Below are 15,879 nucleotides of genomic sequence, written 5' to 3'. Positions count from 1 at the left end.
ATGTCGATGAAACACTCAACCTTCTCTTTTTATGTTGTTGCGCTGGGTGCCGGTTTAAGCGGCGCCCTGTTCATTCCGACGCTCAGCTTATTTCTAGCCAGTGAACTTAACGTGGCAGCCTGGAAAATCGGCGCCTTCTACAGCGTTAATGCGCTCAGCAGTATTGCGATGAGCTTGCTGATTGCCCGCTATTCAGATCGTGTCACGCAGCGTCGCCCGCTACTGCTCTTGTGCTTATTCGCACAGGCGCTCAATGCGCTGCTGTTTATCTTCTGCCGCGATTATCTGCTGTTAATTTCGCTCGGCTCGCTGCTCAATGCTTGCGGCAGTGCGGCGATACCGCAACTGTTCGCGCTGGCACGTCAAACCCGCAGTGACAATGCTTTCAGCGCCATTTTACGCGCGCAATTTTCGCTGGCGTGGGTATTCGGCCCACCGCTGGCATTCTGGATTGTTCAGTTGGCCGGCTTCACCTGGCTGTATGCCGTCATGTTCGTGCTGTTACTGAGCGTGACGCTGCTGGCTGTCACCTTGCCGCCTGGCGAGCGGCTGGCAAACGCTACTCCTGCAAAGCAACCGGACCGGCAGCTGCTGGGGCAAAACCTTTGCTTCCTGATGTTTGCCACCTTGCTGGTATGGAGCTGCAGCGCACTCTATCTGATTGCGTTTCCTTTGCATCTGGCAGAGCAGCCAACCTTGTCTGCCGACTGGAGTGGCGTGCTTTTTGGCCTCGCTGCGGCGCTGGAAATACCGATCATGCTGCTCAGCGCCAGCATGCTCAAACGCTGGGGTAAGAAAACGCAAATGCAGGCAGCCATGCTGTGCGGCATGATGTTTTATGTGGGAATTTACTTCAGTCAAAGTTTTATCCCACTGATGTTACTGCAAATTTTCAATGCCATTTTCATCGCTATCATCGCTACCGTTGGCATGTTCTGGTTTCAGGATTTACTGCAACATCGTCAGGGAATGGCGGCCACGCTGTATACCAATTCGATGTCCATCGGCGTGCTGCTGGCTGGCGTTTTACAGGGAATTATCACCACCGTCTCACCGCTGGCCATCTGGCCGGCAGCCTGTGTGCTGTTGGTGATGTCATTACTACTGATAACAAAGGTCGACAATGTTTAAACACCCTCATTCGTCGCGCACCGCTGCGCGCAACAAAACACATGGAGTGTACGTAAATGAATGTCTTAATTACTGGCGGTGCGGGCTATATTGGCTCACACATTGCCCTTAGCCTGCTGCAGAAAAACCATCGTGTGATCGTGCTGGATAATTTGTGTAATAGCTCACCGCTGGCCTTAACGCGTGTCGAAGCGTTAAGCGGAAAGAAAATGACGTTTCATCAGGGCGATATTCGCCGCCGCGCCGATCTAAATCTGGTATTTAGCCATCAACCGATTGATGCGGTTATTCATATGGCTGGGCTGAAATCGGTAAATGAATCGCTGCATAAACCGGTGAAGTATTATCAAAACAATATTGCCGGAACGCTAATGCTGCTGGAAACCATGAAGCAGCATCAGGTGAAAAAACTTATTTTCAGCTCATCCGCCACGGTTTATGGCATTCCGGTAAAGATTCCGCTGTGTGAGAACTGTGATACCGGCAATACCACCAACCCTTATGGCGCCTCCAAATATATGGTGGAGAAGATCATGGGTGAAGTGGTTGATGCACAACCAGAGTTAGCCATTACCGCACTGCGTTATTTCAATCCCGCCGGCGCGCATCCCTCCGGCCAGATTGGTGAACATCCTGAAGGGATTCCCAACAATTTGCTGCCCTATCTGTTTCAGGTTGCCAATGGACTAAGAAGCCATCTGCCGGTATTTGGTGATGACTATGCAACGCCCGACGGCACCGGCGTGCGCGACTACATCCACGTGATGGATTTAGCCGAAGGTCATATTCAGGCGCTAAATCATCTCAAACCGGGCTATCGCCATTACAACCTGGGTACCGGACAAGGCTACTCGGTGCTGGAAATCGTGCAGATGTTTGAACAGGTGAGCGGCCGAAGCGTGCCGCTCGATATGCGCCCGCGTCGTCCCGGCGATGTCGCCATCTGCTTATCCGATCCCGGTCAGGCAAAAAAAGAACTGGGCTGGCAAGCAACTCGCGGCCTCGAAGACATGCTGCGCGACGCATGGCGCTGGCATACGCAGAATCCGCAAGGCTATGTTGCTCAACCAGCCGGGAGCGAAATCTGATGATGACGCGCGAAACGTTTTTACCTCACTACGAACGCCAACTCGCCGCGCTTAAAAAGCGCTTTACCTATCCCGCGACAGCAGACTGGCAACAAGCGTTACGGCAGTTTAAACAGTGGCAAGTGGAACATCAGCCGCACGAGGTGTGCGTTGCGGAACTCTCTTCGATGTTCGCGGTGCCCACCAGCCGACTGACAGGTAATGAATGCACGCTCCATCGCGTCTGGCTCGGCGGAGCATCACCACTCAACGTCAACCGCACCATTGCCCAATGGCAACGCGCGATAGAAGCCAGTCGCAGTGATTTCCGGCAAACGCTATGGGTGTGGAATGCACAGCAGCTGGCGGCAGAGGATCGCTTCGTCGCTCAGCAGGGAAACAGCCCCTTTCATGCTGGCACGCTGTTTCTGCCTGATGCGCTGGTGCAGGTCAACAGCCTGAGCGCACTGATGCAGTCATTTGATGGCGCCCTGATCGATGTGCTGCAGCAACTGCATGATAAGCGCTATTACGCTACGCTCTCTGACTTCTTCCGCCTGGCGATTCTCAATCGGTGCGGCGGCGTTTATATGGATGCCGATACACTTCCCGCTCAGCCTGCGACGCTGTTTCTCTGTCATCCTGAACTGCCTGATTTTACGGCAGAACAGCAGCAAATAAATTGGCTGAATCTCTTCACCGATGAAACCGGCATGATCATCAGTCATCAAAACAATCCGGTGTTGCAGAACTTACAACGGCGGCTCTGTGCGGTGTATCGCGGCTGGCCTCAGCCAATTCCAGCAAAAACGCCGGAAAGCGAACGCGCCATCTTCGAACCTTTTTACCAGTTATGGTGCGAGCAATTGCAGGTCACGCAGCTCAGCCATCAGGATTTCAGCCGGTTTGCCGTATGGGGTTTTGATGTTCAGCAGCATCGCGTGAGCGGGATTAAAGGCATGCGCCTGACGGAGGATATTCTCAGCGGTGAACGTCGCCCGCTGAGTGGTGAAGAGCAGCAGCATTATCAGCATACGATTACTCAGCTAGCACAACGCGACTGGCAATTAAGCGATCCTCTGCAGTTGGGTGAACTGGTACCTTTGCTTTCTGAATGCGATATCCTGCAAATTGCTTATGCGCCGCAGCTGCGCGCTGAAATTCCCTATTATCACTATTACGGCGTGCTCTCTCAGGATCCGCAACTGGATAAAGTGAATGCATTATTCAGCGATTTTTTAATTGCGCTTACCGCAAAGAATATTAAAGCAGGTGATTTCTGGCAGCCGATTGATGGTCAGAAAGCGTCGCCACTGATCTTCAAACCGGGAAGTATTACAGACAAGCAAGAACAGCTCGCGATGGCGAAATTAATTTTCACCACCAGCTATCTGGAATACTGCTCGGTCGATAATATTTATGCCACTGATATAACCACCCTACAGCTGCGGCAAAATATCCAGCCTTTCCTGCAACAGATTGCCGTGATTTATAATCCGCAGGGAAAAATGGTGGGTTTCGTTAACGCTGCGCCGATTCAGGATTACGATCACATCAAGGTGCAATATGGCTATCGTCAGGAGGTTTTTCCACTGGATGTGGCTTACGACAGTTTCGTGAATCAGCATCGCCAGCCGGACGATTTCTTCATTTGCAGCGTGGCGCTGCAGCCAGAGGAACAGGGAAAAGGCTATTTCAATCAAATTTTGTCAAAGCTTAAGGATCAAGCCAAACAGCAAAAAATGCGCCGCATCACCTTATGCGTCTGGCAATCGAACCCGGCAGCTATGATCTATCGCAAGAAAGGTTTTAAGGTGGTGAGCAGAATGAAACAGGAGGTTGCACGGTTTAGTGATGAAATCGTGTTTATGGCGCTAATGCTGTAATCCTTCCGCGATCAAATAATCCGGTGCGAATCTATTTTTATTCGCACCGGAAGCAACAGAAGCGCGGTGAAATAAGCAAAGTTTTAATCACCTTGATACTTATCAAATTTATTACGCCAGAAAACGGGCCTAATTGCGCTCCGGATTTGAAGATAAACACCGCCCACTCCATTCCGGTAGCGATAATGAAATTAAAATTCTTCAGCTTTATTCCGCATGCACACAAATGGCATAACATCCGTATTTCCCGCAAAGGCGCTATTTCTCCCACCGGGCGAGCCTACTTCTCAACTCATGTTGAAGCACAATGTAAAGGCTGTGGCGAACGGCTGCATAAAATCTATTACCGCGATATTAGCGATGCGCAAGCCATACGCTGGTTAGGCTAATCATTGTTTTTTCAAATAAAAAAAGCCCCGCAACATGCGTTGCAGGGCTATTGCGTGGCTATCGCAAAACTTATTCAGCCGGTTTGGTGCGAATCAGATAATCAAAGGCGCTGAGTGAGGCTTTCGCGCCTTCACCGCTGGCGATGATGATTTGCTTGTACGGCACCGTGGTGCAGTCGCCTGCGGCAAACACGCCTTTCAGGCTGGTTTCGCACTTGGCATCAATGATGATTTCGCCCATCTTGTTGCGCTCAACCGCACCTTCCAGGAAGGTGGTGTTCGGCAGCAAACCAATCTGCACGAAGATGCCGCTCAGCGCGATTTCGTGGCTGCTCTGGTTGTTACGGTCAATGTAGGTCAGGCTGGTGACTTTGCTGCCGTCGCCTTTCACTTCGGTGGTCTGTGCGTTCAGAATCACATCGACGTTTTTCAGGCTGCGCAGTTTGTCCTGCAGCACTTTGTCGGCGCGCATTTCGCTGGCAAATTCCAGCAGCGTCACGTGCTCAACAATACCGGCCAAATCGATTGCCGCTTCAACGCCTGAGTTACCGCCGCCGATCACCGCGGTGCGTTTGCCTTTAAACAGCGGGCCGTCGCAGTGCGGACAATAAGTTACGCCCTTGGTGCGATACTGCTCTTCGCCCGGTACGCCCATGTTGCGCCAGCGTGCGCCGGTAGCAATGATGATGCTGCGGGATTTCAGTACTGCGCCAGATGCGGTTTCAATTGCGTGCAGACCGCCCTCTTTCGCCGCAGGAATCAGCTTGATGGCGCTCTGGGTATCAATCACATCAACATCGTAATCATCAACGTGGGCACGCAGAGAACCGGCCAGCTTCGCGCCTTCGGTTTTCGGTACGGAGATGTAGTTTTCAATGTCTACGGTGTCCAGCACCTGACCACCGAAACGCTCGCCCATCAGGCCAGTACGGATGCCTTTACGTGCCGAGTAGATGGCCGCTGCTGCGCCCGCCGGGCCGCTGCCGACGATCAATACTTCGTAGGCATCACGTTTGTTCAGCTCTTCCGCCGCGCGCTTGTCGGCGTTGGTGTCCACTTTACCGACGATTTCCGCCAGGCTCAGACGGCCCTGACCGAACTCTTTGCCGTTGAGGAATACCGCTGGCACGCCCATCACGTTGCGCTCGGTGATTTCGTTCTGGAACATACCGCCGTCAATCGCGGTATGGCTGATACGCGGGTTCAGCACCGCCATCAGGTTCAGCGCCTGTACCACGTCAGGACAGTTGTGGCACGACAGGGAATAATAAGTTTCGAAGTGGAAGTCGCCTTCTAAAGCCACAACCTGATCCAGCAGGCTCTGCGCTTCTTTCGAAGGGTGTCCACCGGTTTGCAGCAGGGCTAAAACCAGTGAAGTAAATTCGTGACCCATTGGCGAACCGGCAAAACGCGGACCGCTCTGGCTGCCTGGGTTAGTGATCAGGAAAGAGGGTTTACGCACCGGACGATCGTTCTCTTCGCGGAAGCTGACTTTGTCTGACAAGCCCGCGATATCGGCCAACAGAGAGCGAATCTCTGCCGATTTGGCGCCATCATCCAATGTGGCAATTAACTCAACCGGTTTCGTTAGTTTCTCAAGGTAAGCCTTGAGTTGGGATTTTAAATTGGTGTCGAGCATAGTGAGTTCCTGTCATGAAAATCGGGTGCCGTAGCACCCGATAGAGAAAGATCGAATGGCAGCTAACTTAGATTTTGCCAACCAGGTCCAGTGATGGAGCCAGAGTTGCTTCGCCTTCTTTCCATTTTGCCGGGCAAACTTCACCTGGGTGAGAAGCAACGTACTGAGCGGCTTTCACTTTACGAATCAGGTCAGATGCGTCACGGCCAATGCCTTCTGCAGTGATTTCGATCGCCTGGATGATGCCTTGCGGGTCAACGATGAAGGTACCGCGGTCTGCCAGACCTTCGTCTTCGCGCATGATTTCGAAGTTACGGGTCAGCGCGCCAGTTGGGTCACCGATCATTGCGTATTTGATTTTCGCGATGGTGTCAGAAGAACCGTGCCAGGCTTTGTGAGTAAAGTGCGTGTCAGTAGAAACAGAGTAGATATCTACACCCAGTTTCTGGAACTCTTCGTGATGGTCTGCAACGTCACCCAGTTCGGTTGGGCATACGAAGGTGAAGTCAGCCGGGTAGAAGAAGAAAACACTCCATTTACCTTCAACGTCTTTCTCGGTGACTTCGATGAATTCGCCGTTTTTGAACGCTGCATTTTTAAATGGTTTGATCTTGGTATTAATGATGGACATGGTGACCTCCGTTAAAAGATGTGATGCAGGCTACAGAATTTTCGGGCCAACTTCTAATATGCAGACGTTATCAATCAGATAACCAAAAGCTATCAAAGCGCCGACACCTGATTTCATGCGGCTCGCGGAGGCATTCTACACAAAAAGGGCGCGGTTCTGTCAGGCTTTATCTTTTTGCGGTGAAACTGCTACTTTTATTCAAATACCTAACTGACGGAGCAAATGGGTGCATATACGTTTTTTTGACGAAGCCGATCGGCCTTTTCTGCGCACGCTGTATCTTGCCGCGCGACGCCATAACTGGACGTGGCTGGATGGCGATGATTGGCAGTTAGAAGATTTCGATGCGGTGATTTTGGGCGAAACCGTGCTGGTCGCTGAACTGAATGGGCATCGCGTAGGGTTTGCGGCGGTGCTGGATAATGACAACTTCCTGCATAGCCTGTATGTCGACCCCGATGCGCAGGGAAAAGGCGTGGGCAGCGCGCTGTTAGAAAAAGTGCAATCGCGATTTAGCTCGACGGGCGCCTTGAAATGCCTGCAACAGAATCAGGCGGCGATGGATTTCTATCTCAAACACGGCTGGCGGCGCGAAGCGGTTGGCGAGAGCGAGCAGGGAAAATATGTGCTGATGCATTTTCCGCTGGCGACGCGCACCAGCGGAAATGGACGCCGTTAAACGGCGCGGAACGCGATATCGCCAGGGATAATTTCTCCCTGCCAATAGAGCTGCGCCGCAACGCGACCCGCCAGCTGGCGGTAGAGCGCGGTGAAATCACTTTCCGGACGGCGCACCACGGTCGGTTCGCCATCATCCAGATCTTCACGCAGCGTAATGTGCAGCGGCAACTGGGCCAGCAAACGGGTGCTGTAATCTTCCACCAGCTTCTGCGCACCGCCGGTGCCGAAAATCGGCTCGTGATGTCCGCATTGGCTACAGATGTGCATACTCATATTCTCGATCACGCCCAACACCGGCACGCTGACTTTCTCAAACATCACCATCCCTTTACGCGCGTCAATCAAGGCGATGTCCTGCGGCGTGGTGACCACCAGCGCGCCGGTCACCGGCACGTTTTGCGCCAGCGTCAGCTGAATATCGCCGGTACCTGGCGGCATATCGAGGATCAGATAATCGAGATCCGGCCACAGGGTTTCGTTGAGCAACTGCATCAGGGCTTTGCTGGCCATTGGACCGCGCCACACCATGGCGTTGTCGTCGGTGACCAGATAACCAATCGAATTGGTTGCCAGGCCGTGCGCCATAATCGGTGCCATGTGCGTGCCATCCGGCGAGGTGGGACGCTGATTTTCGGTGCCGAGCATGTTAGGGATCGACGGACCGTAAATATCCGCATCGAGAATCCCCACGCGCGCCCCTTCAGCGATCAGCGCCAGCGCCATGTTCACAGCGGTGCTGGATTTGCCCACGCCACCTTTGCCAGAACTCACGGCGATGATGTTCTTCACACCGGTTGCGCCCGGATGGTTTTTCACCCGCTTCAGCGTAGCGATGTCGTGGCGCAGTCGCCAGTCAATGGCGCTGGCGTCCGTCAGGCGCAGCAGTTCGGCGCTGGTTTGCGCTTTCAGCTCTTCAAAAGCGCTGGCCCACGCGAACGGCATCACCAGCTCGATATGCAGCTTGTCATCCAGCAGCGCGACATGGCGCAGGGCTTTCAGCGTGGTCAGGTTATGTTGCAGCGTCGGATGTTCAAAGTCACTTAGCACGCCGATAACCAATGCTCGCAGCGCCTCAGGTGAATGATGTTGCTGGGATTGTGAAGTCATCCCCTCTCCTTGTTTATTCATCACGCCAGATTGCGGCGGTGTCTGTTCAATAATATCAGATAGGCGCTAAAAGTGACGTGGATGTCCAGCTGTGTTTACGCCAGAGGGTGCTTCGGTTAACATCTAACACCGATTTTTCTTCAACGGAACGCTACGCAAACATGACTCAAGTCGCTAAAAAAATTCTGGTAACGTGCGCACTGCCGTACGCAAACGGTTCAATCCATCTCGGTCACATGCTTGAACACATTCAGGCTGACATTTGGGTCCGTTACCAGCGAATGCGTGGCAACCAGGTTCACTTCATCTGTGCAGACGACGCTCACGGCACGCCGATCATGCTGAAAGCTCAGCAGCTTGGCATCGCGCCGGAGCAGATGATCGCGGAGATGAAGCAGGAGCACGAAACGGATTTTGCTGGCTTCAATATTAGCTACGACAACTATCACTCGACGCACGGTGACGAAAACCGTCAGCTGTCCGAGCTGATTTATGGTCGTCTGAAAGAGAACGGCTTCATCAAGAACCGCACCATTTCGCAGCTGTACGATCCTGAGAAAGGCATGTTCCTGCCGGACCGTTTCGTCAAAGGCACCTGCCCGAAATGTAAGTCACCGGATCAATATGGCGACAACTGCGAAGTGTGTAGCGCGACCTACAGCCCAACCGAGCTGATCGACCCGAAATCAGTGGTCTCTGGCGCGACGCCGGTGCTGCGCGATTCCGAGCACTTCTTCTTTGATCTGCCCTCTTTCAGCGCGATGCTGCAGGCGTGGACGCGTTCAGGCGCACTGCAAGAGCAGGTGGCTAACAAGATGCAAGAGTGGTTCGAGTCTGGCTTGCAGCAGTGGGATATCTCCCGCGATGCACCTTACTTCGGCTTCGAAATCCCTGGCGCGCCGGGCAAATACTTCTACGTCTGGCTGGATGCGCCAATCGGTTACATGGGTTCATTCAAAAACCTGTGCGACAAACGCGGCGATATCGATTTCGACGAGTTCTGGAAGAAAGATTCCGCTACTGAGCTGTATCACTTCATCGGTAAAGACATCGTCTATTTCCACAGCCTGTTCTGGCCAGCGATGCTGGAAGGCAGCAACTTCCGCAAGCCAACCAACCTGTTCGTACACGGTTATGTGACGGTGAACGGCGCGAAGATGTCTAAATCGCGCGGCACCTTTATTAAAGCCAGCACCTGGTTGCAGCATCTGGATGCCGATAGCCTGCGCTATTACTACGCAGCCAAGCTCTCTTCACGCATCGACGACATCGACCTGAATTTGGAAGATTTCGTGCAGCGCGTGAACGCAGACGTGGTGAACAAAGTGGTGAACCTGGCGTCACGTAATGCCGGCTTCCTGACCAAACGCTTTGGCGGCAAGCTGGCGAGTGAACTGGCCGATCCCGCGCTGTATCAGACCTTTGTGGCGGCCTCAGAGAAGATTGGCGAAGCCTGGGCCAGCCGCGAATATAACCGCGCGATCCGTGAAATCATGGCGCTGGCCGATCTGGCCAACCGCTATGTCGATGAGCAGGCACCTTGGGTGGTAGCAAAGCAAGAAGGCCGCGATGCCGACCTGCAGGCGATTTGCTCCATGGGCATAAACCTGTTCCGCGTCTTGATGACCTGGCTGAAGCCAGTGCTGCCATCTTTGAGCGAGCGTGCCGAAGCCTTCCTGCAGAGCGAACTGAGCTGGGATGCAATTGCCCAACCGTTGCTGGATCATGAAGTGGCGCCGTTCAAAGCGCTGTATGGCCGTATCGAAATGACCAAAGTCGACGCGCTGATTGAGGCCTCGAAAGAAGATGCGGCGGCGGCGAATAAGCCTGCAGCAACCGGTCCGCTGGCTGATGCGCCGATTGGCGACACCATCACCATTGATGATTTTGCCAAGGTCGATATGCGCGTGGCGCTGATAGAGAAAGCGGAGCTGGTTGAGGGTTCTGACAAGCTGCTGCGTCTGGAGCTGGATTTGGGGGGCGAGAAGCGTCAGATTTTCTCTGGCATTCGCGCTGCGTATCCGGATCCGTCGGTGCTGGTCGGCAAGATGACCATCATCGTCGCCAACCTCGCGCCGCGTAAAATGCGCTTCGGTATTTCCGAAGGTATGGTGCTGTCAGCGGGTCCAGGCGGCAAAGACCTGTTTGTGCTGTCGGTTGATAGCGGCGCAGTACCGGGCATGCCGGTTAAGTAAGCTAACAAGCCGCCTCAGGGCGGCTTTTTTGTACCTGTTGATCCTACAAAGGATTGACGCGTTTTTTGTAGGGTCGCCATTTATGGCGACCAGGTCAGACAGTACTGTGATCGCTAGCACGCTAATCGCTTAATGCGTATGATAAAGCGCTACGAAAACAGGAGCCTGACATGCCTGCCGTTCTCACTGCTTGTTGGCGCTATGTGCGCGCCTTCGTCATCATCTATGCGGCGCTTTACGCTGGAATGGGGATTTCTGCCCTGCTCCCAATAACCATTCCCGGCAGCATCATCGGCATGCTGCTGCTATTCCTGCTGCTGGGTCTGCAAATCATGCCGGTTGAGTGGGTGAAACCCGGATGCCATTTACTGATTCGCTATATGGCACTGCTGTTTGTGCCGATTAGCGTTGGTGTAATGGGCTATACCGATATCCTCACCGCGCAGTTTGGGCCGATTGTGGTGTCATGCATTGTCAGTACTTTTATAGTGCTGCTGATTGTCGGGCTCAGCGCAGAGCGCCTGCAGCGCCCGCAGGAGAAGCCGAATGAGTGATGCATGGTGGTCGCTGCCGCTGACGGTGATCGCCTATTTCCTGGCGCGTAAACTGGCGGCGAAAATCAATATCTCCATCGTCAATCCATTGTTAGTGGCGATGGCGATTGTCATCCCGATTCTGCTGCTGACTCACCTGCCATACACGCGCTATTTTGCCGGCAGCAGCCTGCTCAATCAGTTGCTGCAACCGGCAGTCGTAGCGCTGGCGTTGCCGCTGTATGAGCAGATGCATCAGATTCGCGCGCGCTGGAAAACCATCATCAGCGTCTGCTTCATCGGCAGCATCACGGCAATGGTATCGGGCACCGCGATTGCGCTGTGGATGGGCGCAACGCCGGAAATCGCCGCCACCATCATGCCGAAATCTGTCACCACGCCAATTGCGATGGCGGTCTCCGCATCGCTGCACGGTATTCCTGCCATCAGCGCCATCTGCGTGCTTATCGCCGGCGTGCTGGGTGCGGTGTTTGGCCATATGCTGCTCAATCTGTTTAAGGTGAAAAACAAATCCTCGCGCGGGTTAGCAATTGGTAACGCATCGCACGCGTTAGGTACCGCGCGCGCAGCCGAGATCGATTATCAGGAAGGCGCGTTCAGCTCCCTTGCGCTGGTGATTTGCGGCATCATCACTTCGTTACTGGCGCCGCTGCTTTTTCCGCTATTAATGCATTGGTGGGGCTAAAACTTGCGAGAGATCTCGCAAAGTTGAAACAACCCAATCAGCTTGCATTGTCAGAGCGACTTGGATCACATATAAAACGTCAGGCGGCGCATCGCCGCTAACGCGTAACTGAGGTCATCCCATCATGCATTCACGATTCCTAACTGCTTTTTCTGCCCTGCCCACTGCGCTGCAAGCTGCGATTCAGCCGCTGCTGGGTGCGCCGGATTTCCATGGCGTATTACGTCCGCAGGATGTCGCGCAACTGAAACAGCTTACCGGTCTGGATGATGATGCGCTGGCGCTGGAACTGCTGCCGCTGGCGGCGAGCTGCGCCGTGGCAACTGTGTCTCATTTTAATGTCGGCGCGATTTCCCGCGGCGTCAGCGGCCATTGGTACTTCGGCGCCAACATGGAGTTCCTGCATACCCCGCTGCAGCAGACGGTGCACGCCGAGCAGAGCGCGATTACGCACGCCTGGCTGCGCGGTGAAGAGAAGCTGGCGGCGATTACCGTCAACTACACGCCGTGCGGACATTGCCGTCAGTTTATGAACGAGCTGAACAGCGGCACGGCGATTCGCATCAGCCTGCCGGGACGCGCGGTTAGCACGCTGGGCGACTATCTGCCGGATGCGTTTGGCCCTGCCGATCTGAATATCACCGAACGTCTTCTAACGCCGGTCGATCATGGTTTTGCGGTTGCAGGCGATGCATTGCAACAGGCTGCCATTACCGCCGCCAATCACAGTCACGCGCCTTATAGCAAAAGCTACAGCGGCGTGGCGCTGCGCAGCCAGAGCGGCAAGGTCTTTACCGGTCGCTATGCGGAAAACGCCGCCTTCAACCCCAGCTTGCCGCCGCTGCAGGCTGCACTGATTTTGATGAACATGAGCAACGAAGCGCTGGAGACAATTCAGCAAGCGGTTTTGGCGGAATGTCAGGACAGCACGCTGAGTCAGCTTGATGCGACCCGCGCGACGCTTAAGGCGTTAGGATGTGAGGATTTCTCACTTACTTTAGTTTCGAAAACATCAGTTTAGTGATCCTTTTACCGCTTTTGTGACCTCCTGTTAACAAAAGCTGTACATCTGCAGGAATTTTCATAGGATCGGGCGCCAGAACCTCTTCACTTCAAGATGGACTGGCGTTACCTTTTCCCGGCGATACGTCAGAAAACACTGCAACCGGAGCAAGCACTGCATGGAACTCGACTACGAAAGTAAACGCCCGCTGTATATTCCTTATGCGGGTCCGATCCTGCTGGAATTTCCGCTGTTGAATAAAGGCAGCGCCTTCACCCTCGAAGAACGTAACGAATTTAACCTCAACGGTCTGCTACCCGAAGCGGTAGAAACCATCGAAGAGCAGGCGGAACGTGCCTGGCGCCAGTTCCTGGATTTTAAAAACAACAACGACAAGCATGTCTATCTGCGCAATATCCAGGACACCAACGAAACCCTGTTCTACCGCCTGCTCGACAATCATCTCGAAGAGATGATGCCGATTATCTACACCCCAACGGTCGGCGCCGCCTGTGAACACTTCTCTGAAATCTACCGTCGCGCGCGTGGCGTATTCATCTCTTATAACAATCGCGACCGCATTGAAGACATGCTGCAGAACGCCACCAAGCAGAATGTCAAAGTGATCGTGGTGACTGATGGCGAACGTATTCTCGGCCTCGGCGATTTGGGTATCGGCGGCATGGGCATCCCAATCGGTAAACTGTCGCTGTATACCGCGTGTGGCGGCATCAGTCCGGCTTATACCTTGCCGGTGGTGCTGGATGTCGGAACCAACAACCAGCAGCTGCTGAACGATCCGCTCTATATGGGCTGGCGTCATCCGCGTATTACCGGCGAAGAGTACGAAGAGTTCGTCAATGAGTTTATTCAGGCGGTGAATCGTCGCTGGCCGAACGTGCTGTTGCAGTTCGAAGACTTCGCGCAGAAAAACGCCATGCCGCTGCTGGAGCGCTATCGCGATGAGATCTGCTGCTTCAACGACGATATTCAGGGCACCGCCGCAGTTACCGTCGGCACCCTGATCGCCGCCAGCCGCGCTGCGGGCAGCCGCCTGTGCGAGCAGAAAGTGGTGTTCCTCGGTGCCGGTTCTGCCGGTTGCGGTATTGCCGAGCAGATCATCGCGCAGATGAAGTCGGAAGGATTGAGCGATGATGAAGCGCGTGGCCGCGTGATGATGGTCGATCGCTTCGGTTTGCTCACCGACAAGCTGCCGAACCTGCTCAATTTCCAGAGCAAGCTGGTGCAGAAGAGTGACAGCCTGAAAGATTGGGACACCAGCAGCGACTCCATTTCTCTGCTCGACGTGGTACGCAACGCCAAGCCGGATATTCTGATCGGCGTGTCTGGCCAACCAGGCCTGTTCACCGAAGAGATCATTCGCGAGATGCACAAGCACACCAAGCGTCCGATTGTTATGCCGCTGTCGAACCCGACTTCACGCGTTGAAGCGACGCCAGCCGACATCATCGCCTGGACTGACGGCGCCGCGCTGGTTGCCACCGGCAGCCCGTTCTCGCCGGTCACCTGGAAGGGGAAAACCTATCCCATCGCCCAGTGCAATAACTCCTATATCTTCCCTGGCATCGGTTTGGGGGTTATCGCCGCGGGCGCCAGTCGCGTGACGGATTCGATGCTGATGACCGCCAGTCGCGCATTGGCCGACTGCTCGCCGCTGGTTAACGATGGCGAAGGTCCGGTTCTGCCGGAGATCAAAGACATTCAGGGCGTTTCCAAGCTGATTGCCATTGAGGTGGGTAAAGCCGCGCAGCTGGCGGGCGTGGCGGTGGTGACGTCGGAAGATGTATTGTCGAAAGCCGTCAGCAACAACTTCTGGCTGCCGCAGTATCGTAACTATCGCCGTACTTCGATCTGATAAATTCGTTGCCGGATCATTTAGATCCGGCAACGTTTAAAAAAACGTCAGCCAACGGGCGTTTACTTGCTTCCCCCGCCCGCCTCAAGTAGCCTTTATCCATTCTGAATTCTGCCAACCGAGTGCCCGCGCGCATGATTAAACGCGTTTTCTTTGGTCTGTTTTTCATCATCTTACTGATGGTGGCGACCGCGCTCGGCCTGGATCGCTGGATCAGCTGGAAAACCGCGCCCTTTATATACGAAGATGTCACCTCGTTGCCACATCGTCAGGTCGGCGTGGTCTTGGGCACGGCGAAGTACTACCGCACCGGCGTGATCAATCAGTATTACCTCTATCGCATCCAGGGCGCGTTGAACGCCTATAACAGCGGCAAGGTCAATTACCTGCTGCTGAGCGGTGATAATGCGCAGCAAAGCTATAACGAACCGATGACTATGCGCCGCGATTTGATCAAAGCGGGCGTCGCGCCGTCGGACATCGTGCTGGATTACGCTGGCTTCCGCACGCTGGATTCGATTGTGCGCACGCGTAAAGTGTTCGATACCAACGATTTCATCATCATTACTCAGCGCTTCCACTGCGAGCGAGCGCTGTATATCGCGCAGCATTTGGGCATTCAGGCGCAGTGCTATGCGGTGCCGTCGCCGAAGAATATGTTGTCGGTGCGTTTCCGCGAAGTGGGTGCGCGTTTGGGTGCGCTGGCGGATTTGTATTTGATGAAGCGCGAGCCGCGCTTCCTTGGCCCATTAGTGCCGATTCCTGCGGTGCATGAAGTGCCGGAAGATGCGCAGAGTTATCCGGCGGTGACGCCGGAGCAGCTTTTGGAGTTAGAAGAGAAACTGCAGAAGTGACGTTTGCTCCCTCACTTTGGCCTCTCCCGCGAGCGGGTGTACAGTCCGGGGACATGGTAGACAGGTGTTCGGGGACATGGTGAACACTTTTTAACATCCTTTACCCATGGTGATCGACTTTTTCTTCAGGTCGATCACCCCCACTTTTGTGCTGTACCACCATACCTCGTAGCACCCGTCT

The 15,879-nt window shown here is 54.2% G+C and carries 14 protein-coding genes; 11 read left to right on the top strand and 3 right to left on the bottom strand.

All coding sequences use genetic code 11. The features are described from left to right. Positions 1-6: 6 nt before the first annotated feature. The 4 genes from PZBJ_RS16245 (at position 7) to PZBJ_RS16230 (ending at position 4,473) form a co-directional block, all read left to right on the top strand. Positions 7-1,131 (top strand): sugar efflux transporter, encoded by a 1,125-nt coding sequence (locus PZBJ_RS16245; protein WP_101763333.1) that lies wholly within the window; start codon positions 7-9, stop codon positions 1,129-1,131. Positions 1,132-1,187: 56 nt separating this feature from the next. Next, a complete protein-coding gene (gene galE, locus PZBJ_RS16240) occupies positions 1,188-2,219 on the top strand; it encodes a UDP-glucose 4-epimerase GalE (protein ID WP_101763332.1) in 1,032 nt (343 codons plus the stop codon). Then, positions 2,219-4,084 (top strand): GNAT family N-acetyltransferase, encoded by a 1,866-nt coding sequence (locus PZBJ_RS16235; RefSeq protein WP_101763331.1) that lies wholly within the window; start codon positions 2,219-2,221, stop codon positions 4,082-4,084. Before galE ends, PZBJ_RS16235 begins: the two co-directional genes overlap by 1 nt. A 185-nt stretch (positions 4,085-4,269) precedes the next feature. Further along, positions 4,270-4,473, top strand: a complete 204-nt coding sequence (locus tag PZBJ_RS16230) for a hypothetical protein (RefSeq protein ID WP_101763330.1) — start codon at positions 4,270-4,272, stop codon at positions 4,471-4,473. 70 nt (positions 4,474-4,543) lie between these two features. Here the strand turns inward: PZBJ_RS16230 and ahpF are convergent, their stop codons facing one another. After that, on the bottom strand, positions 4,544-6,112 hold the full coding sequence (gene ahpF, locus PZBJ_RS16225) for an alkyl hydroperoxide reductase subunit F (RefSeq protein ID WP_101763329.1): 1,569 nt from the start codon (positions 6,110-6,112) through the stop codon (positions 4,544-4,546). Positions 6,113-6,179: 67 nt separating this feature from the next. Then, positions 6,180-6,743, bottom strand: a complete 564-nt coding sequence (ahpC, locus tag PZBJ_RS16220; protein WP_101763328.1) for an alkyl hydroperoxide reductase subunit C — start codon at positions 6,741-6,743, stop codon at positions 6,180-6,182. A 226-nt stretch (positions 6,744-6,969) separates the two neighbouring features. On the opposite strand from ahpC, the gene PZBJ_RS16215 reads away from it, so the two are divergent. Next, on the top strand, positions 6,970-7,422 hold the full coding sequence (locus PZBJ_RS16215; RefSeq protein ID WP_101763327.1) for a GNAT family N-acetyltransferase: 453 nt from the start codon (positions 6,970-6,972) through the stop codon (positions 7,420-7,422). On the opposite strand, the gene apbC is transcribed toward PZBJ_RS16215, so the two are convergent. After that, positions 7,419-8,531: an iron-sulfur cluster carrier protein ApbC gene (gene apbC / locus PZBJ_RS16210; RefSeq protein ID WP_101763326.1), complete on the bottom strand. Its 1,113-nt coding sequence runs from the start codon at positions 8,529-8,531 to the stop codon at positions 7,419-7,421. The two genes, PZBJ_RS16215 and apbC, sit on opposite strands and share 4 nt — an antisense overlap. Positions 8,532-8,692: 161 nt before the next feature. Between apbC and metG the strand changes: the two genes are divergently transcribed. From metG to sanA, 6 genes are all read left to right on the top strand, one after another. Continuing rightward, positions 8,693-10,726 (top strand): methionine--tRNA ligase, encoded by a 2,034-nt coding sequence (metG, locus tag PZBJ_RS16205; RefSeq protein ID WP_101763325.1) that lies wholly within the window; start codon positions 8,693-8,695, stop codon positions 10,724-10,726. 170 nt (positions 10,727-10,896) lie between these two features. Beyond that, positions 10,897-11,280: a CidA/LrgA family protein gene (locus tag PZBJ_RS16200; RefSeq protein ID WP_101763324.1), complete on the top strand. Its 384-nt coding sequence runs from the start codon at positions 10,897-10,899 to the stop codon at positions 11,278-11,280. Then, positions 11,273-11,965: a CidB/LrgB family autolysis modulator gene (locus PZBJ_RS16195; RefSeq protein ID WP_101763323.1), complete on the top strand. Its 693-nt coding sequence runs from the start codon at positions 11,273-11,275 to the stop codon at positions 11,963-11,965. The genes PZBJ_RS16200 and PZBJ_RS16195 overlap by 8 nt, the downstream gene beginning before the upstream one ends. A gap of 124 nt (positions 11,966-12,089) precedes the next feature. Continuing rightward, positions 12,090-12,986 (top strand): cytidine deaminase, encoded by an 897-nt coding sequence (gene cdd / locus PZBJ_RS16190; RefSeq protein ID WP_101763322.1) that lies wholly within the window; start codon positions 12,090-12,092, stop codon positions 12,984-12,986. A 160-nt stretch (positions 12,987-13,146) separates the two neighbouring features. Next, a complete protein-coding gene (locus PZBJ_RS16185) occupies positions 13,147-14,844 on the top strand; it encodes an NAD-dependent malic enzyme (RefSeq protein WP_101763321.1) in 1,698 nt (565 codons plus the stop codon). 134 nt (positions 14,845-14,978) lie between these two features. Next, positions 14,979-15,698, top strand: coding sequence for an outer membrane permeability protein SanA (sanA, locus tag PZBJ_RS16180; protein ID WP_008104952.1), 720 nt, complete (start codon positions 14,979-14,981; stop codon positions 15,696-15,698). Positions 15,699-15,879 lie beyond the last annotated feature (181 nt).

The organism is Pantoea endophytica (assembly GCF_002858935.1).
Lineage (GTDB): Bacteria > Pseudomonadota > Gammaproteobacteria > Enterobacterales > Enterobacteriaceae > Pantoea > Pantoea leporis.
The sequence above is the reverse complement of the archived record's forward strand: the minus strand, read 5'-3'. Positions and strand labels throughout refer to the sequence as shown.